General features: G+C 54.7%; 23 protein-coding genes. 11 read left to right on the top strand and 12 right to left on the bottom strand.

The features are described from left to right. Window positions 1-5 precede the first annotated feature (5 nt). Together yajL and panE are read right to left on the bottom strand one after the other, a co-directional pair. Entirely contained in the window at window positions 6-599 is a 594-nt protein-coding gene (yajL, locus tag RTN40_RS05060) for a protein deglycase YajL (protein ID WP_312211164.1), read from the bottom strand. Then, on the bottom strand, window positions 562-1473 hold the full coding sequence (gene panE / locus RTN40_RS05055; RefSeq protein ID WP_312227503.1) for a 2-dehydropantoate 2-reductase: 912 nt from the start codon (window positions 1471-1473) through the stop codon (window positions 562-564). Before panE ends, yajL begins: the two co-directional genes overlap by 38 nt. A gap of 125 nt (window positions 1474-1598) precedes the next feature. On the opposite strand from panE, the gene RTN40_RS05050 reads away from it, so the two are divergent. Next, complete coding sequence (locus tag RTN40_RS05050) at window positions 1599-2090, top strand: YajQ family cyclic di-GMP-binding protein (protein WP_312211167.1); 492 nt, start codon at window positions 1599-1601, stop codon at window positions 2088-2090. A gap of 29 nt (window positions 2091-2119) precedes the next feature. Here the strand turns inward: RTN40_RS05050 and RTN40_RS05045 are convergent, their stop codons facing one another. The 8 genes from RTN40_RS05045 to RTN40_RS05010 all read right to left on the bottom strand — a co-directional run bounded on the left by RTN40_RS05045 (window position 2120) and on the right by RTN40_RS05010 (window position 10987). Next, window positions 2120-3481, bottom strand: coding sequence for an MFS transporter (locus tag RTN40_RS05045; RefSeq protein ID WP_312227502.1), 1362 nt, complete (start codon window positions 3479-3481; stop codon window positions 2120-2122). A 150-nt stretch (window positions 3482-3631) separates the two neighbouring features. After that, complete coding sequence (gene cyoE / locus RTN40_RS05040; protein WP_072015238.1) at window positions 3632-4522, bottom strand: heme o synthase; 891 nt, start codon at window positions 4520-4522, stop codon at window positions 3632-3634. 11 nt (window positions 4523-4533) lie between these two features. Continuing rightward, window positions 4534-4863 carry a cytochrome o ubiquinol oxidase subunit IV gene (locus RTN40_RS05035; protein WP_312227501.1) on the bottom strand — a complete coding sequence of 110 codons (330 nt, stop codon included), beginning with the start codon at window positions 4861-4863 and terminating at the stop codon, window positions 4534-4536. Then, a complete protein-coding gene (locus tag RTN40_RS05030; protein WP_312227500.1) occupies window positions 4863-5480 on the bottom strand; it encodes a cytochrome o ubiquinol oxidase subunit III in 618 nt (205 codons plus the stop codon). Before RTN40_RS05030 ends, RTN40_RS05035 begins: the two co-directional genes overlap by 1 nt. Further along, a complete protein-coding gene (cyoB, locus tag RTN40_RS05025) occupies window positions 5470-7461 on the bottom strand; it encodes a cytochrome o ubiquinol oxidase subunit I (protein WP_312227499.1) in 1992 nt (663 codons plus the stop codon). Before cyoB ends, RTN40_RS05030 begins: the two co-directional genes overlap by 11 nt. 19 nt (window positions 7462-7480) lie before the next feature. Continuing rightward, window positions 7481-8428 carry a cytochrome o ubiquinol oxidase subunit II gene (gene cyoA, locus RTN40_RS05020; protein WP_312227498.1) on the bottom strand — a complete coding sequence of 316 codons (948 nt, stop codon included), beginning with the start codon at window positions 8426-8428 and terminating at the stop codon, window positions 7481-7483. 458 nt (window positions 8429-8886) lie between these two features. Next, window positions 8887-10365: a muropeptide MFS transporter AmpG gene (ampG, locus tag RTN40_RS05015; protein WP_312227497.1), complete on the bottom strand. Its 1479-nt coding sequence runs from the start codon at window positions 10363-10365 to the stop codon at window positions 8887-8889. A 43-nt stretch (window positions 10366-10408) separates the two neighbouring features. Further along, on the bottom strand, window positions 10409-10987 hold the full coding sequence (locus RTN40_RS05010) for a lipoprotein (RefSeq protein WP_042391597.1): 579 nt from the start codon (window positions 10985-10987) through the stop codon (window positions 10409-10411). Window positions 10988-11291: 304 nt separating this feature from the next. Here RTN40_RS05010 and bolA point away from each other — a divergent pair, with 304 nt between their 5' ends. The 9 genes from bolA (at window position 11292) to RTN40_RS04965 (ending at window position 21693) form a co-directional block, all read left to right on the top strand. Further along, window positions 11292-11609 (top strand): transcriptional regulator BolA, encoded by a 318-nt coding sequence (gene bolA / locus RTN40_RS05005; protein WP_042391598.1) that lies wholly within the window; start codon window positions 11292-11294, stop codon window positions 11607-11609. A gap of 348 nt (window positions 11610-11957) precedes the next feature. Beyond that, complete coding sequence (tig, locus tag RTN40_RS05000) at window positions 11958-13256, top strand: trigger factor (RefSeq protein ID WP_103821544.1); 1299 nt, start codon at window positions 11958-11960, stop codon at window positions 13254-13256. 285 nt (window positions 13257-13541) lie between these two features. Then, window positions 13542-14165 (top strand): ATP-dependent Clp endopeptidase proteolytic subunit ClpP, encoded by a 624-nt coding sequence (clpP, locus tag RTN40_RS04995; protein WP_042391600.1) that lies wholly within the window; start codon window positions 13542-13544, stop codon window positions 14163-14165. 125 nt (window positions 14166-14290) lie between these two features. Then, a complete protein-coding gene (clpX, locus tag RTN40_RS04990) occupies window positions 14291-15565 on the top strand; it encodes an ATP-dependent protease ATP-binding subunit ClpX (RefSeq protein ID WP_312227496.1) in 1275 nt (424 codons plus the stop codon). Between the two features lie 185 nt (window positions 15566-15750). Beyond that, window positions 15751-18105 carry an endopeptidase La gene (gene lon, locus RTN40_RS04985; protein ID WP_312227495.1) on the top strand — a complete coding sequence of 785 codons (2355 nt, stop codon included), beginning with the start codon at window positions 15751-15753 and terminating at the stop codon, window positions 18103-18105. 210 nt (window positions 18106-18315) lie between these two features. Then, entirely contained in the window at window positions 18316-18588 is a 273-nt protein-coding gene (gene hupB, locus RTN40_RS04980; RefSeq protein ID WP_312211184.1) for a nucleoid-associated protein HU-beta, read from the top strand. Window positions 18589-18790: 202 nt separating this feature from the next. Then, on the top strand, window positions 18791-20665 hold the full coding sequence (gene ppiD, locus RTN40_RS04975) for a peptidylprolyl isomerase (protein WP_312227494.1): 1875 nt from the start codon (window positions 18791-18793) through the stop codon (window positions 20663-20665). A 150-nt stretch (window positions 20666-20815) separates the two neighbouring features. Continuing rightward, the gene (locus tag RTN40_RS04970) at window positions 20816-21196 is read left to right on the top strand and encodes a helix-hairpin-helix domain-containing protein (protein WP_312227493.1); all 381 of its coding nucleotides are present in this window, start codon (window positions 20816-20818) and stop codon (window positions 21194-21196) included. A gap of 98 nt (window positions 21197-21294) precedes the next feature. Continuing rightward, entirely contained in the window at window positions 21295-21693 is a 399-nt protein-coding gene (locus RTN40_RS04965) for a YbgC/FadM family acyl-CoA thioesterase (RefSeq protein ID WP_312227492.1), read from the top strand. A 97-nt stretch (window positions 21694-21790) separates the two neighbouring features. Here RTN40_RS04965 and queC read toward each other — a convergent pair whose 3' ends face one another. Together queC and RTN40_RS04955 are read right to left on the bottom strand one after the other, a co-directional pair. After that, on the bottom strand, window positions 21791-22486 hold the full coding sequence (queC, locus tag RTN40_RS04960) for a 7-cyano-7-deazaguanine synthase QueC (RefSeq protein ID WP_312227491.1): 696 nt from the start codon (window positions 22484-22486) through the stop codon (window positions 21791-21793). 77 nt (window positions 22487-22563) lie between these two features. Continuing rightward, on the bottom strand, window positions 22564-23610 hold the full coding sequence (locus tag RTN40_RS04955) for a PLP-dependent cysteine synthase family protein (RefSeq protein ID WP_312227490.1): 1047 nt from the start codon (window positions 23608-23610) through the stop codon (window positions 22564-22566). 119 nt (window positions 23611-23729) lie between these two features. Here RTN40_RS04955 and RTN40_RS04950 point away from each other — a divergent pair, with 119 nt between their 5' ends. Next, entirely contained in the window at window positions 23730-24188 is a 459-nt protein-coding gene (locus tag RTN40_RS04950) for an Lrp/AsnC family transcriptional regulator (RefSeq protein WP_312227489.1), read from the top strand. Window positions 24189-24224 lie beyond the last annotated feature (36 nt).

The following is a 24224-nucleotide window of genomic DNA, read 5'->3' as shown; positions in this document are numbered from 1 at the left end:
ATCTCTTACGCTTCGTAAAAGTTATAGATCCCCGCCGCCATCACCAGCTGCGATGCGACCTCATGCGCTTTTTCGCGTCCGACCAGCAGGTCAATAATCTTTAATGCAAAATCAATTGATGTACCAGGCCCCTGGCTGGTGAGCAGATTCACTCGTGGATCCCAGACCACGCGCTTATCCTGCCACTGCTCCTCGGGGATGCGATCCTTCAGCGCCGGAAAGCCGGTCATGTTGCCGATAGGGAAAATATTGTGCGGTACCAGCACGGTGCCTGCCGCCGCGCAGATAGCGGCCACGATCCGGCCCGAGCGGTGAAACTGTTTTACCGTCTCCACCAGCAGGGGGCTATCGCGAAAGCACTCCGCGCCCTTAACGCCGCCGGGCAATACAATCACGTCATAGTCGCCGTCGGCAACCTCTACCAGCGGGGCGTCGGCCAGCAGCTTAACGCCACGGGAGCAGGTCACGGTCAGATTGCCGTCGCTGGCGACGCTGGCGGTGGTGACCTTAATCCCGCCGCGTACCAGCAGGTCGATGGTGGTCACCGCTTCGGTCTCTTCGCTACCAGGGGCGAGGCAGATCAGTGCCGATGCGCTCATACTCACTCTCCTTACGTTTAATCTGTTCATAGAGCCGGGTATTTTCCGGCACCGCAATGCCGTGGGCGCGGGCGCGCCGGAGCAGATAGCCGGTGATGTAATCCGCTTCGGTACGGCGCTGGGCGCGGACGTCCTGCAGCATGGATGAGATGTTTTCTGAAGTATTTTCAATAACCTGATTAACGTAATACAGCAGGTCATCCGCCGAGGTGTGGTGCCCTTCTCGCTCCATCACCGCTGCAACCTCATTACAGATGGTCTCTGTCAGCGCAGGATGCGCCAGCAGCTCGCCGTTAGGGCAGTTCCACAGGGCAGTCAGCGGATTAATCACGCAGTTCACCGCCAGCTTGCGCCACAGCTGCGGGCGGATCGTATTATGCCAGGCAACGTCCGGCAGAACTTCCTGCAAAATGTCCGCCAGATAGCTATAGTCGCCGTCCTGCTGCCGGGCGGGGCCAATATGGGTGGTGCCGCTGGCAACATGAATAATGATATTGCCGTCCCGGCGGGCAGCGTGGGTGGTGATGCCCATCAGCAGCGGGTGGGGAATAGCTTTTAGCTCCTCAACCGTGCCCATGCCGTTGTGGATCAGCAGCACTGGGGTGGTCGTAGGCAAAATGGAAGCCAGGCTTTTTACCGCATCGGAAACCTGCCACGCCTTGAGCGTGACCAGCAGCAGATCGCTCTGGGCCAGAAAGTCGGGATCGTTCGCCGTCAGGGATTCATTGAACACGCTGCCGTCTTCGTCAATCACATTGACGCTGCAGTAGGGCTGGGCTACACGTAGCCAGCCTTGCACCTCATGGCCACGCTTACATAGCGCAGTCAGCCACAGTTGCCCTAAAGCTCCGCATCCAAGCACGGTAATTTTCATTGTTCCTCCTCACCTGCAACAGCGCCAGGTGGCAATGCGTTAAGTATAGCGCCGTCGGCTAAGCTTCTCGTTATGTCCGGTTGCGGGTATTATGCATCGCAACAAAAGTGAAAGGAGAAGAAAAGATGCCATCTTTCGATATTGTTTCTGAAGTTGACCTTCAGGAAGTGCGTAACGGCGTAGACAATGCCAGCCGTGAAGTTGAGTCACGTTTCGATTTCCGTGGCGTTGAGGCAACGTTTGAGCTGAACGATGCTAATAAAACCATTAAGGTACTGAGCGAGTCTGATTTCCAGGTCAATCAGCTGCTGGATATCCTTCGCGCCAAGCTGCTGAAGCGCGGCATTGAAGGAACCTCTCTTGATGTGCCGGAAGAGTTTGTGCACAGCGGTAAGACCTGGTTTGTCGAAGCCAAGCTGAAGCAGGGAATTGAGAGCGCGGTACAGAAGAAGATCGTGAAGCTTATCAAGGACAGCAAGCTGAAGGTGCAGGCGCAGATTCAGGGTGAGGAGATCCGCGTAACCGGTAAATCCCGCGACGATCTGCAGTCGGTGATGGCGCTGGTGCGCGGCGGCGACCTGGGGCAGCCGTTCCAGTTCAAAAACTTCCGCGATTAATAAAAATGCCCGGTTATCCGGGCATTTTTTTAGGCTCTGAGCGCCTGCTCAACCTCAAAGCGATTCGTTACTTTGCTGTCAATTTTCACATAAGCGCTGCGCTCTTCAGGGACGATCAGCACCTCGCTAACGCCCGCGTTGCTCTCCAGCTGCTGCTTAAGCGTATCGGTAATCACCACATCGTCCGGGATCTCTACGCGCAGGCTGCTGACGTAGGGCGGCTCCTGCATAGTACTGGCTACCAGCAGCCAGACGGTGGCCAGCAGCGCGCCTGCCAGGAATACCGTCTGGGAGTCGAACAGGCCGTCAACCCAGCCCCCCAGTGAGCCACCAATGGCCACGCCAATAAACTGGCTGGTGGAGTAGATGCCCATCGCCGTACCCTTATAGCCCGCCGGGGCCTCTTTGCTGATCAGCGAGGGGAGGAGAGCCTCCATCAGATTAAACGCGAGGAAGAAGAGCTGGACGCCCGCGACCAGCTCCCAGAAGTGCGGCCCGGCTCCCCAGAGCACAATCTCAGCAATCAGCAGGACGATGACGCAGAAGACGAAGACCCGCTTCATATGGCGCTTCACTTCGGCATAGATAATAAACGGCACCACGCTGACGAAGGAGATGAGCATCGTAGCCAGGTAGATTTTCCAGTGCTCTGCCGCCGGGAAACCTGCGGCCTCCATCTGCCCCGGCAGGGCAACGAAGGTGGACATCAGCAGGATATGCAAGCACATGATGCCGAAGTTAAGCTTCAGCAGCGGCGGGCTGGCGATCACTTTGCTAAAGCATCCTTTCACCATTCCCGATTCACGATTCAGCACGTGATTTTTGCTGTCCGGAACCACCCACAGCGTCAGAATAATGCCCGCCGTGGCCAGGCCTGCAATCATCCAGAACAGGGCGTGCAGGCCGAGCCGATGGGTAACGATCGGGCCAAGCACCATAGCAATAGCAAAGGTGATACCGAAGCTGACGCCAATAAAGGCCATCGCCTTGGTGCGGTTCTGTTCGCGGGTTAAGTCAGAGAGCAAGGCCATAACCGCGGCGGCGATCGCCCCGGAGCCTTGCAGGGCGCGGCCAAGAATAATGCCCCAGATAGAATCTGAGAGGGCGGCAATCACGCTGCCAATAACAAAAATGACCAGCCCGCCGACGATCAGCGGCTTGCGGCCAATGCGATCCGACAGCAGGCCGAAGGGGATCTGGAATATCGCCTGCGCCAGGCCGTAAATACCAATGGCGAAGCCGATCAGCGCTTCGCTGGCCCCCTGTAGCGCCATGCCATAGGTGGTCAGAACGGGCAGGACCATAAACATGCCGAGCATACGCAGCGAGAATACAGTCCCTAAACCCCAGGTGGCGCGCAGCTCGCCCGGCGTCATTTTATAGTCGTTCATTACTACCTCAATCAAAAAACCGGACACAGTATAGTGCAGGGGAGGGCGGGGCAGATTATCCCGTGGTGCGCAAATAGTACATTAATGAGTTATTGATTTAATAAATAAAAAAGGGCGCCGTAGCACCCTTTTTGTAACATCTTTTTTAAATTACCAGACGTAAGTCAACAGGTTATGCGAGTCCGGGACCATAAAGTCCACGGACATCATCACCGAGAGGGAGGTGATTGCGACGATAGAGAAGACGAACAGCTTACGTGCCCATACTCTATCATCTTCGACCTTATATCCCTTCAGCGCCATGCCCAGCCACCAGACGCTGACCGCTGCAGCTACCGCCAGATATTTGTATCCGGCATAGCCGCCCAGCGAGAGCATCAGCGTAGCCACGGCGAAGGCGATGATATAGAGCGTAATGTGGTTTTTCGCAACCGAGATCCCTTTCACCACCGGCAGTACCGGGATGTTCGCCGCCTGATAATCCTTGAAGCGGAAAATCGCGATGGCGTAGGAGTGCGGCATCTGCCACAGGCTAAAGATAGCCAGCAGGATCAGCGCACCGCTGTCGAAATCACCCGTTACCGCGCAGTAGCCAATCACCGGCGGCGCAGCGCCGGAGAGAGAGCCAATCAGCGTGCCATAGACGGAGTGGCGTTTCATGTACAGGCTGTAGACGCCGACATAAACCACGAACCCCATCACCCCCAGCCAGCAGGCCAGCGGGTTAGCACCAAACCACAGCAGCATAAAGCCAGCAATACCCAACAAGGTGGCGTACACCAGCGAAATTTTCGGGGAAATCAGGCCTTTGACCAGCACCCGGTTCTTCGTACGCTCCATTTTACGGTCAATGTCACGGTCGATGTAGTTGTTAAATACACAACCCGATGCCACCACCAGCGACACCCCGATCAACGTATAGGCGAAGAGGGGATAGTCGATGCTGCCCTTGGAGGCCAGCAGGAACCCCCCGATCACGGAGATCAGGTTGCCGAAAATGATGCCTGGTTTCGTTACTTGCAGGTATTGCTTAAACATCATACTCGCCGCTCTTAGTGAACCATCATGTTGTAATTCAGGTTCCACATAATCCAGATTGAGCCTACCACCAGAATGGCGATGATCAGCACGGTAAAGACAAAGGCCACCAGGTTCCAACGCTCCTCAGAAGAGTTGTTCATGTGCAGGAAGCACACCAGGTGAACCAGAATCTGTACTACTGCCGTCACCAGCACGACCCCAAGAAGGGTGCCGTGCGAGGCGGAGCCGTTCATCACCATCCAGAACGGAATTGCGGTCAGGATGATCGACAGGATAAAGCCTGTCATGTAGGTTTTTACGCTGCCGTGAGCGGCGCCGCTATGATCGGTAGAATGACTCATTACATCGCCCCCATCAGGTAAACTACAGAGAACACACAGATCCAGACCACGTCCAGGAAGTGCCAGAACATGCTCAGGCACATCAGACGGGTGCGGTTCATGCTGGTCAGCCCGCGACGGGAGACCTGGAACATCAGAACCGCCATCCACACCAGGCCAGAGGTCACGTGCAGACCGTGGGTACCGACCAGGGCAAAGAAGCCTGACAGGAAGCCGCTACGATCCGGACCAAAGCCCTCAGCGATCAGGTGATGAAATTCATAGATTTCCATCCCGATAAAGCCCGCACCGAACAGGAAGGTCAGCGCCAGCCAGGAGAGAACCTGGCTTTGACGACCGTTGTTCATGGCGATAATCGCCATGCCGTAGGTGATGGAGCTGAAGAGCAGCAGGGCAGTTTCAACCAGCACAAACGGCAGTTCGAAAATATCTTTCCCGCTCGGGCCACCTGCCGTGCCGTTCACCAGAACGGCATAGGTAGCAAACAGACATGCAAAGAGAATGCAGTCGCTCATCAGGTAGATCCAGAAGCCGAACACTTTGTTCGACCCTGTATCGTGGTGGTGCTCATGCTCGTGGGCATGAGCGTTAGCGTGAGTTAGAGTCTCAGTTGACATTTTTCAGTCCTGCCTTGCTAATTTCGTCGAAGTGCTGGTTTTCCAGTTTTTCAACGGTGGCAACCGGTACGTAGTAATCCACGTCCTCATCAAAGCTTTTCACAATCCAGCTCACGATCATGCCGGCAAAGCCGAGGATCGCCATCCACCAGATATGCCAGATCATGGCAAAACCAAAGACAAGGCTGAAAGCACAGATAATCACGCCTGCGCCGCTGTTTTTCGGCATATGAATCTCTTCATAGTGCTTCGGCTGGATGTACGCTTCGCCTTTATCTTTCATTTCCCAGAATGCATCACGCTCATGAATGTGCGGCACAACGGCAAAGTTATAGAACGGCGGCGGAGAGGAGGTTGCCCACTCCAGCGTACGGCCACCCCACGGGTCACCCGTCAGGTCGCGGTTCTGGTCACGATCGCGTACGGAGGTGTAGATCTGCATGATGATGCAGAAGATACCGATAGCAATCAGCAGGGCACCAATCTCAGCCACAATCATCAGCGGCTGGAACATCGGATCGATATTCTGGCTTACGCGACGGGTCATACCCATGAAGCCCATGGCGTACAGCGGCATAAAGGTCACGAAGAAGCCGATGATCCAGAACCAGAAGGCGCGTTTGCCCCAGGTCTCGTTCATGGTGTAACCAAAGGCTTTCGGCCACCAGTAGGTCAGGCCTGCGAAGCAACCAAATACTACACCACCGATGATAACGTTATGGAAGTGCGCAATCAGGAACAGGCTGTTATGCAGAACAAAGTCCGCGCCCGGCACCGCCAGCAGTACCCCGGTCATACCACCGATGGAGAAGGTGATGATGAAGCCGATGCTCCACAGCATTGCTGAATGGAACTGGATACGACCCTGGTACATGGTAAACAGCCAGTTGAAGATCTTCACCCCGGTCGGGATGGCGATAATCATCGTGGTGATACCGAAGAAGGCGTTTACGTTCGCGCCGCTGCCCATAGTAAAGAAGTGGTGCAGCCATACGATAAACGACAGAACGGTAATCGCGATGGTTGCCCACACCAGGGAGGTGTAACCAAACAGACGCTTTTTAGAGAACGTTGCAACTACTTCTGAGTACACGCCGAACACTGGCAGAACGAGAATGTACACTTCCGGATGGCCCCAGGCCCAAATCAGGTTGATGTACATCATCATGTTGCCGCCCATATCGTTGGTAAAGAAATGGGTGCCCAGATAACGGTCAAGGGTTAGCAGCGCGATGGTTACCGTCAGGATTGGGAAAGAGACGATAATCAGCACGTTAGTACACAGTGACGCCCAGGTAAATACCGGCATTTTGAACATGGTCATGCCAGGGGCACGCATGCGCAGAATGGTCACAAAGAAGTTAATACCGGTCAGGGTCGTACCAATACCGGAGAGCTGGAGACTCCAGATCCAGTAGTCAACGCCTACGCCAGGACTGTACTCAATACCCGATAGCGGCGGATAGGCCACCCAACCGGTCTGAGCAAATTCGCCCACGCCCAGGGAGATGTTAACCAGCACCACGCCCACAACGGTGAACCAGAAGCTCAGGTTGTTCAGGAATGGGAAGGCAACGTCACGGGCGCCGATTTGCAGCGGCACGACCAGGTTCATCAGGCCTACCACGAACGGCATCGCCACGAAGAAGATCATGATAACGCCGTGAGCGGTAAAGATCTGGTCGTAGTGGTGCGGCGGCAGGAACCCGGCTTCGCCCGACGAGACGAGCAGCTGCTGGGTACGCATCATGATGGCGTCGGCAAAACCACGCACCAGCATCACGATAGCAACGAGGATATACATAATCCCCAGGCGTTTGTGGTCCACGGAGGTGAGCCACTCATTCCACAGATATGACCACTTACCGAAGTAAGTGAGCGCTGCAACTAACGCCAGACCTCCGACGAGAATTGCTGCCACCGTAACCATGATAATCGGCTCATGGTACGGCACTGCATCCAGTGTAAGTTTTCCGAACATCGTATTATTCCTCGGCCCCTTAGTGAGAGGTTTCCGCGTGATTCATGTTCATGCCTTCCATGCCTTCATGCGAGTTCTGTTCGCCTTCAGCCTGAGTCACGTCCATGCTCTTCCCAGGTCCCATAAATTTGTTGATAACATCAACAAACAGATTGGGTTTAACACTGGAGAAGTATTCGACTTTATTGTATTCGCTTGGTTTTGCCAGCAGGTTGTACGCGTCCATGTCATTCATGACTTTTGACGACTGCTTCGCTTTCGCCACCCACTGGTTGAAGGTCGCGGCATCCGGCGTTGCGATTGCTTTGAACTTCATGCCGGAGAAACCAGCACCACTGTAGTTAGCAGAAATACCATCGTAGGTACCAGCTTCGTTGGCAATGAGGTGCAGTTTGGTCTGCATCCCGGCCATTGCGTAGATCTGGCTACCCAGTCGCGGAATAAAGAAGGAGTTCATCACCGAGTTCGAGGTGATTTTGAATTCCACAGGCGTATTCGCCGGGAATGCAATCTCATTGACCGTTGCGATGCCCTGCTCCGGGTAAATAAAGAACCACTTCCAGTCCATTGCAATGACTTCGATGGTCACCGGCTTCGCATCGTGCACCAGCGGACGGCTGGGTTCGAGCGAGTGCGTGGTTTTCCATGTCAGTACCGCAAGGAAAATGATGATAAGGATGGGAATCGTCCAAACCACAGCTTCAACTTTGTTCGAGTGCGACCAGTTGGGGCTGTATTTGGCTTCCTTGTTCGACGCCCGGTACTTCCAGGCAAAACCGATAGCCATCACGATGGCGGGAATCACGACAATCAACATCAGCCCAAGAGCCGTCAGTATCAATGAACGCTGTTCCAGTCCAATCTGTCCTTTTGGATCGAGAAGTGCAGAATCACAGCCGCTCAGTAACGCCGCGCCTGTGATTAATGACAACATTCCCAAAATTTTATTGTATTTCCTGAGTCTCATTTAACGACCTCAATTCCACGGGGGTCTGGTGGCGTTTAAAGTGTGCGGGCATTTTACGGGAAGGTTACATTACTGTAAACATGCGTAGCGGGCTGTCAGTAGGGTGTTACTGGGTTCTGCCGCGTATGTCACACAGAATGCAACAATCTGTAAAATCTCACAATCGCCGCGTTCGGCCCCAAGGTTATAACCAAAACCGGGACTAATACTTATAGACCAGGGGAAATGGTATAACCAATCCATTTTGTGAACATTTAATTAACATTAATTCAGCAATTATCAAACATTGCGCGAAGCTTAATTTGATAACTATGCTGAATCATTAAAGCGTAGTCGCAAACCTATACCGCACAAAATAATTAAACAAAAAGAGAGATTAAGCCAGAATTAAACAAATATATCCTGAAATTAAATTCTTTAATTATTTTGCGCAATTATTACCTGCAGTAACTAACGGGTTATTTTTCCTGCGCAGTTTTGCGCAGGGCAAGGTAGTCCAGCAGGCCGCCGTAGAGGATGCCCCCTAATGCCAGCAGCGCACCCCCCTCCAGCAACCGCAGCGCGAAATCCCATGAGGTCAGCCCAAGGGCATTAAGCGTAATGATGACCAGCCAGGCCGCCAGCAGCAGGCAGCCCAGGGCCAGCGCGCGCAGCGCAAGCCGGTAGGCGTCGGCGTAGCGGCTACGAGGCAGAAAATCGTCGGTGCGCTGGGTATAGGCCAGCGTCTCTTTACATACCAGCAGCAGGACAAGCCCCGGCACGGCGGCGATGACCGAGAAGAGATAAAAGGTTGACCAGCCCCAGCTATCAACAAACCAGCCGGCAATGGGTCCCACGTAGACGCGCCCGATAGCGGAGAGAGCAGAGAGTAAAGCAAACTGGGTGGCGGAGAACGACTTATTGCACAGGGTCATTAGCAGGGCAACAAAGGCCGCCGTACCCATTCCGCCGCAGAGGTTTTCAAAGAATACCGCCGCCGCCATGCTGTAGAGATGCTTGTCAGTTACCGACAGCAGCCAGTAGCCCGCGTTAGAGGCACCCTGCAGGATGCCAAAGATCAGCAGGGCGCGAAACAGCGACAGGCGCTGCATCAGCACGCCGCCGTACAGCGCGCCGAGGATGGTGGCAATCAGCCCAAGGGTTTTATTTACTACACCAACGTCGCCTGCATCAAAGCCCACGCCGCGGATCAGAAAGGTAGTGGTCAGGCTCATGGCAAACGCGTCGCCCAGCTTATAAAGGACGATAAGCAGCAGGATCAGCCAGGCGTTGTTGCGCCCAAAGAAGTCGCGTAGCGGGGCAACCACCGCCTGCTCCAGCGATTTGGGTACCGGCACGGCATCGTCCGGCTCAGGGGCGAGGAGGGTGGCTATAATGCAGGGCAGCATCAGAGCCGCCATCAGCCAGTACATCCCCTGCCAGCCCAGCCAGCGATCCGCCAGCCACAGCGCCAGACCGCCGGAGACCAGCATCCCGAGGCGGTAGCCCAGCACGCTGATAGCTGCGCCTGCACCGCGCTCTTCGGCGGGCAGCACGTCCGTCTTCCAGGCGTCAAACACAATATCCTGCGAGGCGGAGCAGAAGGCGATGATCACCGCCAACCCGGCCATCCAGCGCAGTTGCGAGGTGGGTTCCAGGAAGCCCATCCCTGCAATAGCGATCAGCAGCAGGATCTGAGTAGTCAGCAGCCAGCCGCGACGGCGGCCAAAGAACGGCGGCGTATAGCGATCCATCACTGGCGACCATAAGAACTTAAATACGTAGGCCTGCCCGACAAGCGAAAAGAAGCCGATGGTCTTCAGGTCAATGTTTTCGACGGTCATCCACGCCTGCAGCGTACCGGAGGTCAGGGCGAGGGGGAGGCCAGAGGCAAAGCCAAGGATCAGCAGGATAGCTGACTTAGGTTGCTGGAAGATGCGTAGATAGCGGCTGGGCATAAGAGACGGGCTGACCCGGCGCAAACCGGGTCAGCGGGCAGAATTAACGCGCGTTCTGCTTGATAAAATCGTGGATGCTGGTGTCCTGAGACATATCAGCAATGGTGTCGGTCAATACGCTGTTCACGCTATCGGCAATGTTTTTATTCGACGCCTGTAGTGCCCCTTCAACCGAGTAGTTGGCACGGTAGTTTTTGGTCATCTTGTTACCGTTCGGGGCGGTAGCGATGATAGCAATATCGGCCTTGGTGGCGATGTTGTAGCGCACGTTGCCCTGGGAGACGTCAGCGTAGAGCTGGCTTACGATGATCTGCAGATTCACGGCGCCGTTCGGGCCAATCATGTAGCCGCGAGCGGTCATCTGTTTCTCCAGCACTTCCTGCAGCAGGAAGCGCAGGTCGCGAGAGGCGGTCAGGGTCACCAGCTGGTTATCACGGGTCACTTTTGCCAGCGCCTGGTCCTGGCGTTGATCGGCACCGTTAATGCTTACGGTCACGCCCATCAGGCTCGGATCCTGCTGTGGCAGGGTAATCTTCGGTGATACATCAATGGTTGTAGGGGGCGTAGCACAGCCAGCCAGCATAAACAGCGCAACCAGCGGGAAAAGGACTTTTTTTAACATATAAGAGATCTCTGTGAATCTTAAGCTTATAAAGGAGTAATTCGCGCCATCATAACATTGCCAACGGCCGGGGCAACCCGGCAATGCATGTAAATTCATCGCCTTGTGCATTTTGTGCTCACAAACCGATTTTAACCGACCATAAAGGAGGCCTGAATGAGAATTTTCAAGGTTGGTTCATGCCTTTGAATGATAAAACGAGACGAACGCTAAATATTTGTTGTTTTCTTGTTATGGAAGCGGTAAAAGCGGCTAATATTTAAAGGGATGGGTTACATCTGAACGCTGTCTGAGGAGTCTTTTCATGATGATACGCGAACAAATAGAATCAAAATTAAGGGCAACGTTTGAACCCGCGTTCCTCGAAGTTGTTGATGAAAGCTACCGTCACAATGTTCCGGCCGGTTCCGAAAGCCATTTTAAGGTGGTGCTGGTAAGCGATCGCTTTGCAGGCGAACGTTTTCTTAACCGCCATCGCATGATTTACAGTACGTTAACGTCTGAGCTTGCCACGACGGTGCACGCGCTGGCCCTGCATACTTATACCCTGAAAGAGTGGGAAGGGTTGCAGGATACCCTGTTCGCGTCGCCGCCCTGTCGAGGTGCAGGCACCATTGCATAATAAATGAGGTTTGCAACAGCGAGAACTTTTCCAGTATGTTGCGTACAGAATATGTGAAAACGGCCTACGGGCCGTTTTATTTTGTCTGAGTTTTGTTCGATGAGTCCAAAATTCAGACAAAAATTAGCCGTGAATTGTGAAAAAGGCCGCAACAGCGTGCAATAACCGTTCTCGACTCACAAAAGTGATGCCGCTATAATGCTGCGTCCTATTTTTTGAACGTCTTCGGGATGATTCTGGTGACAGGGAATGTGTATCTGATTCAAGAGAGCATCCCGGTTCTGCGCAGCCACCATAGCGGTCTGCGGGTAGAGTTGACCGAGCACTCTGATTTTTTGAGGTAACAAGATGCAAGTTTCAGTTGAGACCACTCAGGGCCTTGGCCGCCGTGTAACGATCACTATCGCTGCTGACAGCATCGAGACCGCTGTAAAAAGCGAGCTGGTCAACGTAGCGAAAAAAGTTCGCATTGACGGCTTCCGTAAAGGCAAAGTACCGATGACCGTTGTTGCTCAGCGTTATGGCGCATCCGTACGCCAGGACGTGCTGGGTGAGCTGATGAGCCGCAACTTCATTGATGCGATCATTCAGGAAAAAATCAATCCGGCCGGCGCGCCGACCTACGTACCGGGCGAGTATAAGCTGGGCGAAGACTTCACCTACTCCGTAGACTTCGAAGTTTACCCGCAGGTTGAACTGACCGGCCTGGAAGGTATCGAAGTTGAAAAACCGATCGTTGAAGTCACCGACGCTGACGTTGACGGCATGCTGGACACCCTGCGCAAGCAGCAGGCGACCTGGAAAGACAAAGACGGCGCGGCTGATGCAGAAGATCGCGTAACCGTAGACTTCACCGGTTCCGTTGACGGCGAAGAGTTCGAAGGCGGCAAAGCGACTGACTTCGTACTGGCGATGGGCCAGGGTCGTATGATCCCGGGCTTCGAGGACGGCATCAAAGGTCACAAAGCGGGCGAAGAGTTCACCATCGATGTGACCTTCCCGGAAGAGTACCACGCTGAAAACCTGAAAGGTAAAGCGGCCAAGTTCGTCATCAACCTGAAAAAAGTTGAAGAGCGCGAGCTGCCGGAGCTGACCGAAGAGTTCATCAAACGTTTCGGCGTAGAAGATGGCTCCATCGACGGCCTGCGCGCTGAAGTGCGTAAAAACATGGATCGCGAGCTGAAAGGCGCGGTACGTAACCGTGTTAAAACTCAGGCGATCGACGGTCTGGTAAAAGCGAACGAAATCGACGTGCCGGCTGCCCTGATCGACAGCGAAATCGACGTGCTGCGCCGTCAGGCTGCTCAGCGTTTCGGTGGCAACGAGAAACAGGCTCTGGAGCTGCCGCGTGAGCTGTTCGAAGAGCAGGCTAAACGCCGCGTTGTTGTAGGTCTGCTGCTGGGCGAAGTGATCCGTACCCACGAGCTGAAAGCGGACGAAGCGCGCGTGAACGAGCTGATCGAAGAGATGGCTTCTGCTTACGAAGATCCGAAAGAAGTAGTTGAGTTCTACAGCAAGAACAAAGAGCTGATGGACAACATGCGCAACGTTGCGCTGGAAGAGCAGGCTGTCGAAGCCGTTCTGGCGAAAGCGAAAGTGACTGAAAAAGCCACTTCCTTCAACGAGCTGATGAACCAGCAAGCGTAAGTTACGTTTCCCGCCTTTACGCGGAAACGAAAGCCCGTCACCTGCTGGTGGCGGGTTTTTTTTTAACAATCTGCAGCGATCGGAAGAGTGCTAAAAGCACGTTTCAGTGTTAGCGTTAAGCCAAAAGATTGTTATGCTTGAATTAAGATGATGCCATCCCCATAACAGGGAGACTATCAAGAGCAACGCTTGCTGCAGATCCGTCCACGGTGGTCGTAGTCAGACCAGACAGAGTCAAGTAGAATCGGGACAGCAGGTATATTTATTTTTATCCAGGAGACGGACATGTCATACAGCGGCGAACGAGATAACTTTGCACCCCATATGGCCCTGGTGCCAATGGTTATTGAGCAGACTTCACGCGGTGAGCGCTCATTCGATATCTACTCTCGTCTTCTTAAAGAGCGCGTCATTTTCATGACCGGCCAGGTCGAAGACCATATGGCAAATCTGATCGTGGCGCAGATGCTGTTTCTGGAAGCAGAAAACCCGGAAAAAGATATTTACCTGTATATTAACTCTCCGGGTGGGGTGATTACCGCCGGGATGTCAATCTATGACACCATGCAGTTTATCAAGCCTGACGTCAGCACCATCTGTATGGGCCAGGCGGCGTCAATGGGCGCATTCCTGCTGACCGCAGGCGCAAAAGGCAAACGCTTCTGTCTGCCAAACTCACGCGTGATGATTCACCAGCCGCTGGGTGGCTATCAGGGCCAGGCAACGGATATCGAAATCCATGCGCGTGAAATTCTGAAAGTGAAGGGGCGCATGAATGAACTTATGGCACACCATACGGGTCAATCATTAGAGCAGATTGAGCGTGATACCGAGCGTGACCGCTTCCTCTCCGCTGCCGAAGCGGTAGAGTACGGGCTGGTTGACTCAATCTTGACCCATCGTAATTAATGCCCAGGCCTGACGAGTACCGCTATAATCATTGAGAGCGGCACGACGCTGTATAGCGTCCTGCGCCTGGAGTGGCATTTGCGTCGTCGTGTGCGGCACAAAAAACAGAAAAGAGGTTTTGACTCATGACAGATAAACGCAAAGATGGTTCGGGCAAACTGTTGTACTGCTCTTTTTGCGGCAAAAGCCAGCATGAAGTGCGTAAGCTGATTGCCGGGCCGTCCGTGTATATCTGCGACGAGTGTGTCGATCTGTGTAACGACATCATTCGCGAAGAGATTAAAGAAGTTGCCCCGCATCGTGAGCGTAGCGCGCTCCCGACGCCGCACGAAATTCGCCATCATCTGGACGACTACGTTATCGGCCAGGAGCAGGCCAAGAAAGTGTTGGCGGTTGCGGTTTACAACCACTACAAGCGTCTGCGTAACGGTGACAGCAGCAACGGCGTTGAGCTGGGTAAAAGTAACATTCTGCTGATCGGGCCGACCGGTTCCGGTAAAACGCTGCTGGCTGAAACGCTGGCGCGCCTGCTCGATGTGCCGTTTACTATGGCCGATGCCACCACGCTGACCGAAGCGGGCTACGTGGGCGAGGATGTTGAGAACATCATCCAGAAACTGCTGCAGAAGTGCGACTATGACGTACAGAAAGCGCAGCGCGGCATCGTTTATATTGACGAAATTGATAAAATTTCCCGCAAGTCTGATAACCCGTCGATTACCCGTGACGTTTCCGGTGAGGGCGTTCAGCAGGCGCTGCTGAAGCTGATCGAAGGTACTGTGGCAGCTGTACCACCGCAGGGTGGACGTAAGCATCCGCAGCAGGAGTTCTTGCAGGTTGATACCTCGAAAATTCTCTTTATCTGCGGTGGGGCCTTTGCTGGCCTCGACAAGGTGATCTCTCACCGTGTGGAAACCGGATCAGGTATCGGCTTTGGCGCGACGGTGAAGGGCAAGTCCGAGAAAGCAAAAGAGGGTGAACTGCTGGCACAGGTTGAACCAGAAGATCTGATCAAGTTTGGTCTGATCCCTGAGTTTATCGGCCGTCTGCCGGTGGTCGCGACGCTCAACGAGCTGAGCGAGGAAGCGCTGATCCAGATCCTGAAAGAACCGAAAAACGCCCTGACCAAGCAGTACCAGGCGCTGTTCAATCTGGAAGGTGTCGATCTCGAGTTCCGCGACGAAGCGCTGGACGCCATTGCTAAGAAAGCGAACGCCCGTAAAACCGGCGCTCGTGGCCTCCGCTCCATTGTAGAGGCGGCCCTGCTGGATACCATGTATGACCTGCCTTCCATGGAAGATGTGGAAAAAGTGGTCATTGACGAAGCGGTTATCGCCGGTCAAACCAAACCGCTGCTGATTTATGGTAAATCGGAAGCGCAGCAGGCTTCTGGCGAATAATTAACCTATCCATACAAGCGGTTAACCAAAAAGGGGGGATTTTATCTCCCCTTTTATTTTTCCGTACTCCCGACGTTGAATGTAAGGGAAACATCCCCATATACTGATTTACATGTTAACGGTCGCATGACGCACAGACCTGCGGCCGGGTTACCAGGCGGACATTAAACTTAAGAGAGAGCTCTATGACTTCTGAGCGTTCTGAACGCATTGAAATCCCCGTATTGCCGTTGCGCGATGTGGTGGTTTATCCGCACATGGTCATCCCCTTATTCGTAGGGCGGGAAAAATCGATTCGTTGTCTCGAAGCGGCCATGGACCAGGATAAAAAGATCATGCTGGTGGCGCAGAAAGAGGCGTCCACGGATGAGCCGGGTGTTAACGATTTGTTCACCGTCGGGACCGTGGCTTCTATTCTGCAGATGCTCAAGCTGCCTGACGGTACGGTTAAAGTACTGGTCGAGGGTCTGCAGCGCGCGCGTATCAGCACCCTGTCTGATGACGGCGACTACTTCTCTGCGAAAGCCGAGTACCTGGAATCGCCCGCGATTGACGAGCGTGAGCAGGAGGTGCTGGTTCGCACCGCTATTGGTCAGTTTGAAGGCTACATCAAGCTCAACAAAAAAATTCCACCGGAAGTGCTGACGTCGCTTAATAGCATTGACGATCCAGCACGTCTGGCTGACACCATTGCCGCCCATATGCCGCTGAAGCTGGCGGATAAGCAGTCCGTGCTGGAGATGTCAGAGGTTAATGAACGTCTGGAGTATCTGATGGCGATGATGGAGTCGGAGATCGACCTGTTACAGGTTGAGAAACGCATCCGTAACCGCGTTAAGAAACAGATGGAGAAATCCCAGCGCGAGTACTATCTGAATGAGCAGATGAAGGCCATTCAGAAAGAGCTGGGCGAGATGGACGATGCGCCGGACGAAAACGAAGCGCTGAAGCGTAAGATCGACGCGGCGAAAATGCCGAAAGAGGCAAAAGAGAAAGCGGAAGCTGAGCTTCAGAAGCTGAAGATGATGTCTCCGATGTCGGCAGAAGCGACCGTGGTGCGCGGCTATATCGAGTGGATGATCCAGGTTCCATGGAACGCCCGCAGCAAGGTCAAAAAAGATCTGCGCCAGGCGCAGGAGATTCTGGATACCGATCACTACGGTCTGGAACGCGTTAAAGACCGTATCCTTGAGTACCTTGCGGTACAGAGCCGGGTTAACAAGCTTAAGGGACCGATCCTCTGCCTGGTAGGGCCGCCAGGGGTAGGTAAAACCTCTCTGGGGCAGTCTATTGCCAAAGCCACCGGACGTAAATACATCCGTATGGCGCTGGGCGGCGTGCGTGATGAAGCGGAAATTCGCGGTCACCGTCGGACCTACATCGGCTCTATGCCGGGCAAACTGATCCAGAAGATGGCGAAAGTCGGGGTGAAAAACCCGCTGTTCCTGCTGGATGAGATCGACAAGATGTCCTCGGATATGCGTGGCGATCCGGCTTCGGCGCTGCTGGAAGTGCTTGATCCAGAGCAGAACGTGGCTTTCAGCGATCACTACCTTGAGGTTGACTACGATCTCAGCGACGTGATGTTCGTTGCGACGTCAAACTCGATGAATATCCCTGCGCCGCTGCTGGACCGTATGGAAGTGATCCGTCTGTCGGGCTACACCGAAGACGAGAAGCTGAACATCGCCAAACGTCACCTGCTGCCGAAGCAGATTGAACGTAACGCCCTGAAAAAAGGCGAAATCACGGTAGACGATAGCGCCATTATCGGCATTATCCGCTACTACACCCGTGAAGCGGGCGTACGTAGCCTTGAGCGTGAGATCTCCAAGCTGTGCCGCAAGGCGGTGAAACAGCTGCTGCTCGATCCGGCACTGAAGCAGATCACCATTACCGGCGATAACCTCAACGAGTACCTGGGCGTTCAGCGCTTTGACTATGGCCGTGCAGACGATGAGAACCGCGTCGGTCAGGTAACCGGTCTGGCGTGGACCGAAGTGGGCGGCGACCTGCTGACCATCGAAACCGCCTGCGTGCCGGGTAAAGGCAAGCTGACCTACACCGGCTCGCTGGGTGAGGTGATGCAGGAGTCCATTCAGGCAGCGCTGACTGTGGTGCGCGCGCGTGCAGAGAAGCTGGGCATTAATGGCGACTTCTATGAAAAACGCGATATCCACGTTCACGTTCCGGAAGGGGCAACGCCGAAAGATGGTCCGAGTGCCGGTATTGCGATGTGTACGGCGCTTGTCTCCTGTCTGACCGGTAACCCGGTGCGCGCCGATGTAGCGATGACCGGTGAGATCACCCTGCGCGGTCAGGTGCTGCCGATTGGCGGTCTGAAAGAGAAGCTGCTGGCAGCGCATCGTGGCGGTATCAAAACCGTGCTGATCCCCTACGAGAACAAGCGTGACCTCGAAGAGATCCCGGAGAACGTGATTGCCGATCTCGACATTCACCCGGTGAAACGCATTGAGGAAGTGCTGACCCTGGCGCTGCAAAACGAGCCTTCAGGCATGCAGGTCGTTAGCGCAAAATAGTGACCCCGCGCAAAGAGCGTCGATAAAAACAAGGCTGGCAGCGCATTTCGGGCTTGCCAGCCTTTTTTTGTATAGCTAATTTAGATGGCTGGTTTGCTGTATCATCAACAACGGGTGTTGTAAGGGCATGACAGGCCTGATATAACTGCTGCGCGGTCGCACTTCGATGGATTAAGGTGCGATATAAATTATAAAGAGAGGAAGAGAAGAGTGAATAAATCTCAACTGATAGACAAAATTGCTGCAGGGGCTGATATCTCTAAAGCTGCGGCTGGACGTGCGTTAGATGCTTTAATTGCTTCTGTGACTGAATCTCTGCAATCCGGAGACGAGGTAGCGCTGGTAGGTTTTGGTACTTTCGCGGTTAAAGAGCGTGCTGCCCGTACTGGTCGCAACCCGCAAACCGGCAAAGAGATCACCATTGCTGCCGCTAAAGTTCCGGGTTTCCGCGCGGGTAAAGCGCTGAAAGACGCGGTAAACTGATAGCGATCCCTCTCAGGATTGTGACAAAGTACAAGGGCGCATCACCAGATGTGCCTTTTTTATTTGCGATGCCGGAATTAATCGGGCCTGCGGGCTGACAACGCCCCCGGTTTCTTGTCACAATACGGCTTTACGCGCAGCACCCAGGATTAATGGCGCTGCGTGAGACAGACAGTCACCTACAGCGGAGTGTTGTTACACCATGATGGACAATTTACGCGCGGCGGCCAACCACCTCGTGCTCAAGATCATTCTGGGTTTGATTATCGTGTCATTCATTCTGACTGGCGTTGGTAACTACCTGATTGGCGGTAACAATAATTATGCCGCAAAAGTTAATGGCCAGGAAATTGGCCGCAGCCAGTTCGAAAATGCGGTGGCGGCTGAACGTAACCGTATGCAGCAGCAGCTGGGCGAACAGTTCTCTGAACTGGCCGGTAACGAAGCCTATATGAAGAACATGCGCCAGCAGGTGCTAAGCCGCCTGATTGATGAAGCCTTGTTGGATCAGTACGCTCACCATCTGGGCCTTGGCATCAGCGACGAGCAGGTGAAGAAAGCGATCTTCTCGACTCAGGCTTTCCAGAACAACGGCAAATTCGACAACGCGCGCTATAACGCGCTGGTCAATCAGATGGGCATGACCCCCGATCAATATGCTCAGGCGCTGCGTAACCAGCTTACCTCCCAGCAGCTGATCAACGCCGTTGCCGGTACCGATTTCATGCTGAAAGGTGAAACCGACGAGCTGGCAGCGCTGGTCGCCCAGCAGCGTCTGGTACGCACCGCGACCATCGACGTTAACACCCTGGCGCAGCAGCAGACCGCCTCCGATCAGGAGATCGCCAGCTACTACGAGCAGAACAAAAACAGCTTTATCGCACCGGAGCAGTTCCGCGTTAGCTACATCAAGCTGGATGCAGCCAGCATGCAGCAGAACGCCAGCGATGAAGAGATCCAGGCCTACTACGATCAGCATCAAGATCAGTTTACCCAGCCGCAGCGTAATCGTTACAGCGTGATCCAGACCAAAACCGAAGATGAAGCGAAAGCGGTGCTGGATCAGTTAAGCAAAGGTGCTGATTTTGCGACGCTGGCAAAAGAGAAGTCTGCCGACATTATCTCTGCCCGTAACGGCGGCGACATGGGCTGGCTGGAAGACTCCACCACTCCTGAAGAGCTGAAAAATGCCGGTCTGAAAGAGAAGGGTCAGCTCTCCGGCGTGATTAAGTCTTCCGTTGGTTTCCTGGTGGCGCGTCTCGACGACGTTCAGCCTGCTCAGGTTAAGCCGTTCAACGACGTGCGTGACGAGCTGGCGGCGAAGGTGAAGCAGGAGAAGGGCCTTGATGCCTATTACGCGCTGCAGCAGAAGGTGAGCGATGCCGCAAGCAACGACAACGAGTCGCTGGCGGGTGCAGAGCAGGCCGCAGGTGTGAAAGCGGTAGAGACAGGCTGGTTTGGCCGTGACAACCTGCCGGAAGAGCTGAATTTCAAACCGGTTTCTGACGCTATCTTCGGTGGCGCGCTGGTGGGTGAAAACGGTACGCCGGGCAATAACTCTGACATCATTACGGTCGATGGCGATCGTGCGTTTGTGTTGCGCGTGAGCGAGCATAAGGCCGAAGCCGTGAAGCCGCTGGAAGAGGTGAAGACCCAGGTTGCTGATATTGTTAAGCACAACAAAGCCGAGCAGAAGGCGAAGCTGGATGCCGATAAGCTGCTGGCCGATCTGAAAGCCGGTAAAGGCGACGACGCGCTGAAAGCCGCAGGCCTGAGCTTCGGTGAGACGAAGACGCTGTCGCGTACCGGTCAGGATCCGCTGAGCCAGGCGGCCTTTGCGCTGGCCCTGCCGGCGAAGGATAAACCGGTCTACGGCGTGGCTAACGATATGCAGGGCAACGTAGTGCTGCTGGCGTTGGACGAAGTGAAAGCGGGCACCATGCCGGACGCGCAGAAAAAGGCGATGGTTCAGGGGATCACTCAGAACAACGCCCAGATCTCTTTTGAAGCGCTGATGAGCAACCTGCGTAAAGAAGCCAAGATCAAAACGGGCGACATCGTCGATCCGCAGCAGTAATTTCTCCGGGCGTCTCGCAGACTTTTGCAACGTCCTGCAACAATCAAAGGCCGCTTTCGCGGCCTTTTCCATTTCTGCAATCTGCCGTTTGTCTCCTGTTACCGCTCTGTTTATTGTGCAGGGGCTGTCAACAAACAAGGAGAAAGCAGCATGAAACGTGGAATCAAAATAGCAGTAGTGACCCTGACACTTGCCTGTGCCGCCATGGGCCAGCGTGCGCTTGCCGCTGATGCGCCGGTGAAATCCCCTCAGGCCCAGACGGCACAACATAAATCCGCCGCCGCGCCTGCGGCCAAAGCAAAAGCGCCGGAGGCGGCGAAGGGCGACGAGGAGACAACCCGAGTGAGCATCAACGCCGCGTCGGCAGAGGCCCTGGCCCAGGCCATGAACGGCGTGGGGCTGAAGAAAGCGCAGGCGATCGTCAGCTACCGCGAGGAGTATGGGCCATTTAAGACGCTGGAAGATCTGCAGCAGGTTCCGGGAATGGGAGCCTCGCTGGTGGAGCGTAACCTGGATCGTTTAACCCTGTAATTTTTGCTTGCGTCGTAGCCATTTTTTGCCATGCTAAAGAGGTCATACCAGTTATGACCTCCGATCCTACATAACATAAGAAAAAAGGCTAATGCGCTATGCAGACTGAGATTAAAGTTCGTGGTTATCATATCGACGTGTACCAGCATGTAAATAACGCTCGCTACCTGGAGTTTCTTGAGGAGGCCCGCTGGGAAGGGCTGGAGAGCAGTGAAGGTTTTCAGTGGATGACGGCTAACCACATCGCGTTTGTGGTGGTAAACATCAATATCAACTATCGCCGCCCGGCGGTGCTGGGCGATCTGCTGACAATTAGCAGTAAAATAGAGCAGCTGAACGGCAAAAGCGGCGTGCTGAGCCAGGTCATCACCCTGACGCCGGAGGGCGAAGTGGTGGCTGACGCGTTGATCACCTTTGTCTGCATCGATCTGCGCAGCAAAAAAGCGCTGGCGCTGGAAGGGGATCTGCGGGAGAAGCTGGAGTTGATGATGGAGTAAGCGTTCACGCCCGGCGGCGTTGGCGCTTGCCGGGCCTACAAACCGCACTGTGCTACCGTAGGCCGGGTAAGCGTAGCGCCACCCGGCGTCACGTAACTTACTTCAGGCCGGTCTTCTGCTTCATTGCCGCCATCACCGCGGGCTTCTCTGCCAGGTAGTGATTGAGACCGTTGGCGCGCAGGTTACAGGCGGCGCACTGGCCGCAGCCGTCGCCCTTGATGCCGTTGTAGCAGGTCAGCGTCTCCTCACGTACCAGCTTCAACTGCTGCCAGTAGTCGGCCAGCGCCCAGGTTTCCGCCTTATCGAGCCACATCAGCGGCGTCTCAAAGCGAATATCCTTCGCCATACCGAGGCTTACCGCATGGTTGAGCGCCTTAACAAACTCGTCGCGGCAGTCCGGGTAGCCGGAGAAGTCGGTTTCGCAGACGCCGGTGATCACCGCTTCGGCCTGCACCTGATAAGCGTAGATCGCCGTAAGGGTCAAAAAAAGAATATTGCGGCCCGGCACGAAAGTGTTAGGGATACCGCTGGCGTCCGGCTCGTAGTCCGGCACCGGGATGCTGTCGCGGGTCAAGCTACTGACCGCCAGCTCGTTAAGCAGGGTAACGTCCAGCACCTTGTGCGCCCGTGCGCCCAGCTTTAGCGCCAGCTCACGCGCGACGTCAATCTCGGCCCGATGACGCTGGCCGTAATCGAAGGTGACGCAGTGGACTTCATCATAGTGATGCAGCGCCTGCACCAGGCAGGTGGTGGAGTCCTGGCCTCCGCTAAAGACGACAACGGCACGTTTCATAGATTTTCCTGACAGTTTCAATAGCAATAAAGCCGCTATGGTAGCGCCTGATAGCGAGCACGACCAGTATCCATTTGCTATCGCAGCAGTTGGGCAATCTCTGCGGCATAAGGCGCGGTATCGCCTATATTGGCGCTTACCCACGTCGGGTTGTAATAGGTATCGAGATAGCGCTCGCCGCTGTCGCACAGCAGGGTAACAATCGAGCCGGTACGCCCCTCGTCACGCATCCTGGCGGCAAGCTGCAAGGCGCCCCACATGTTGGTGCCGGTGGAGGCCCCGACCTTACGCCCCAGCTGCGTCTCCAGCCAGTGGGCAGTGGCGACGCTGGCGGCGTCCGGGACGCGCAGCATCTCATCCACCACGTCCGGAATAAACGACGGCTCTATGCGGGGGCGGCCAATACCCTCGATTTTGCTGCCGACCGGGCTGCGCAGGTTGGTATCCCGCTGCTGCCAGTAGTCATGAAAGACAGAGTTTTGCGGATCGACCACCGTGAGCCGGGTATCGTAACCCTGGTAGCGAATATAGCGCCCGATGGTCGCCGAGGTGCCGCCGGTTCCGGCGCTCATCACGATATGGTCAGGCACCGGGTACGGCTCATAGCGCATCTGGCGATAGATGCTGTCGGCAATATTGTTGTTACCGCGCCAGTCGGTGGCACGCTCGGCGTAGGTGAACTGATCCATATAGTGACCGTGCAGCTCCTGCGCCAGCGTCTCCGAGGCGGCGTAGATCTCGCAGGCGCTCTCGACGAAGTGGCAGCGGCCGCCGTAAAACGCGATCTGCTCAACTTTACGCTTTGCGGTACAGGCGGGCATCACGGCAATAAACGGCAGCCCCAGCAGCCGGGCAAACCAGGCCTCCGATACCGCCGTCGAGCCTGAAGACGCCTCAATAATCGGCGTGCCTTCGCGGATCCAGCCGTTGCACAATCCGTAGAGGAACAGCGAGCGTGCCAGGCGATGCTTCAGGCTGCCGGTCGGGTGCGTGCTCTCATCCTTCAAATAGAGATAGATCCCCGGAAAGGCGGGCAGGGGGAGGCGAATCAGATGCGTATCCGCCGAGCGCTGGGCATCGGCATTAATTTCACTGATAGCATGTTTGGTCCAGGCGTTGTTCATCCGGGGGCGATCCTGTTTGTCAATTTGTGCCTAGCTTAACGGAAAGCGCCTAAAAAATTGTTGCTATTCCGCCTTTCAAATAGAATGTTGAGAGAAAAAAATTCTCCCGGAGACCGGTTATGTTAGATAAAATTGACAAAAAGCTGCTTACTTTGCTGCAACGAGACAGCTCTCTCTCTTTGCAGGCATTAGCCGATGCCGTTAATCTGACGACTACCCCCTGTTGGAAACGGCTTAAGCGACTGGAGGATGAAGGGATCCTGCTGGCACGCGTGGCGCTGCTGGATGCCGAAAAGCTGGGCCTCGGCCTGACGGCGTTTGTACTCATCAAAACCCAGCAGCACTGCAGCGAGTGGTATCATCAGTTTGTCAGCGTGGTCTCCGCCATGCCGGAGGTGTTGGGCTTTTGGCGCATGGCCGGTGAATATGACTACTTAATGCGCGTTCAGGTCGCCGATATGAAGCGCTACGACGATTTTTATAAACGTCTGGTCAATAGCGTGCCAGGCTTGTCCGATGTGACATCGAGTTTTGCGATGGAACAGATAAAATATACGACAGAGTTACCCATTGAATAACGCTTCTGGCCCTGCAGTCAGGGGCCGAATAAAGAC

Origin of the sequence: Pseudescherichia sp. (assembly GCF_031987975.1) — a bacterium.
Classification (GTDB): Bacteria; Pseudomonadota; Gammaproteobacteria; order Enterobacterales; family Enterobacteriaceae; genus Pseudescherichia.
The sequence above is the reverse complement of the archived record's forward strand: the minus strand, read 5'-3'. Positions and strand labels throughout refer to the sequence as shown.

Coding starts and splice junctions, on each gene's coding strand:
- cyoA (WP_312227498.1), bottom strand. CDS start 8,428: ATGAGACTCAGGAAATACAATAAAATTTTGGGAATGTTGTCATTAATC.
- RTN40_RS05010 (WP_042391597.1), bottom strand. CDS start 10,987: ATGTTAAAAAAAGTCCTTTTCCCGCTGGTTGCGCTGTTTATGCTGGCT.
- tig (WP_103821544.1), top strand. CDS start 11,958: ATGCAAGTTTCAGTTGAGACCACTCAGGGCCTTGGCCGCCGTGTAACG.
- RTN40_RS05030 (WP_312227500.1), bottom strand. CDS start 5,480: ATGTCAACTGAGACTCTAACTCACGCTAACGCTCATGCCCACGAGCAT.
- cyoE (WP_072015238.1), bottom strand. CDS start 4,522: ATGATGTTTAAGCAATACCTGCAAGTAACGAAACCAGGCATCATTTTC.
- RTN40_RS05050 (WP_312211167.1), top strand. CDS start 1,599: ATGCCATCTTTCGATATTGTTTCTGAAGTTGACCTTCAGGAAGTGCGT.
- RTN40_RS05035 (WP_312227501.1), bottom strand. CDS start 4,863: ATGAGTCATTCTACCGATCATAGCGGCGCCGCTCACGGCAGCGTAAAA.
- cyoB (WP_312227499.1), bottom strand. CDS start 7,461: ATGTTCGGAAAACTTACACTGGATGCAGTGCCGTACCATGAGCCGATT.
- clpP (WP_042391600.1), top strand. CDS start 13,542: ATGTCATACAGCGGCGAACGAGATAACTTTGCACCCCATATGGCCCTG.
- RTN40_RS05045 (WP_312227502.1), bottom strand. CDS start 3,481: ATGAACGACTATAAAATGACGCCGGGCGAGCTGCGCGCCACCTGGGGT.
- lon (WP_312227495.1), top strand. CDS start 15,751: ATGACTTCTGAGCGTTCTGAACGCATTGAAATCCCCGTATTGCCGTTG.
- ampG (WP_312227497.1), bottom strand. CDS start 10,365: ATGCCCAGCCGCTATCTACGCATCTTCCAGCAACCTAAGTCAGCTATC.
- clpX (WP_312227496.1), top strand. CDS start 14,291: ATGACAGATAAACGCAAAGATGGTTCGGGCAAACTGTTGTACTGCTCT.
- bolA (WP_042391598.1), top strand. CDS start 11,292: ATGATGATACGCGAACAAATAGAATCAAAATTAAGGGCAACGTTTGAA.
- RTN40_RS04965 (WP_312227492.1), top strand. CDS start 21,295: ATGCAGACTGAGATTAAAGTTCGTGGTTATCATATCGACGTGTACCAG.
- RTN40_RS04955 (WP_312227490.1), bottom strand. CDS start 23,610: ATGAACAACGCCTGGACCAAACATGCTATCAGTGAAATTAATGCCGAT.
- RTN40_RS04950 (WP_312227489.1), top strand. CDS start 23,730: ATGTTAGATAAAATTGACAAAAAGCTGCTTACTTTGCTGCAACGAGAC.
- yajL (WP_312211164.1), bottom strand. CDS start 599: ATGAGCGCATCGGCACTGATCTGCCTCGCCCCTGGTAGCGAAGAGACC.
- panE (WP_312227503.1), bottom strand. CDS start 1,473: ATGAAAATTACCGTGCTTGGATGCGGAGCTTTAGGGCAACTGTGGCTG.
- queC (WP_312227491.1), bottom strand. CDS start 22,486: ATGAAACGTGCCGTTGTCGTCTTTAGCGGAGGCCAGGACTCCACCACC.
- ppiD (WP_312227494.1), top strand. CDS start 18,791: ATGATGGACAATTTACGCGCGGCGGCCAACCACCTCGTGCTCAAGATC.
- RTN40_RS04970 (WP_312227493.1), top strand. CDS start 20,816: ATGAAACGTGGAATCAAAATAGCAGTAGTGACCCTGACACTTGCCTGT.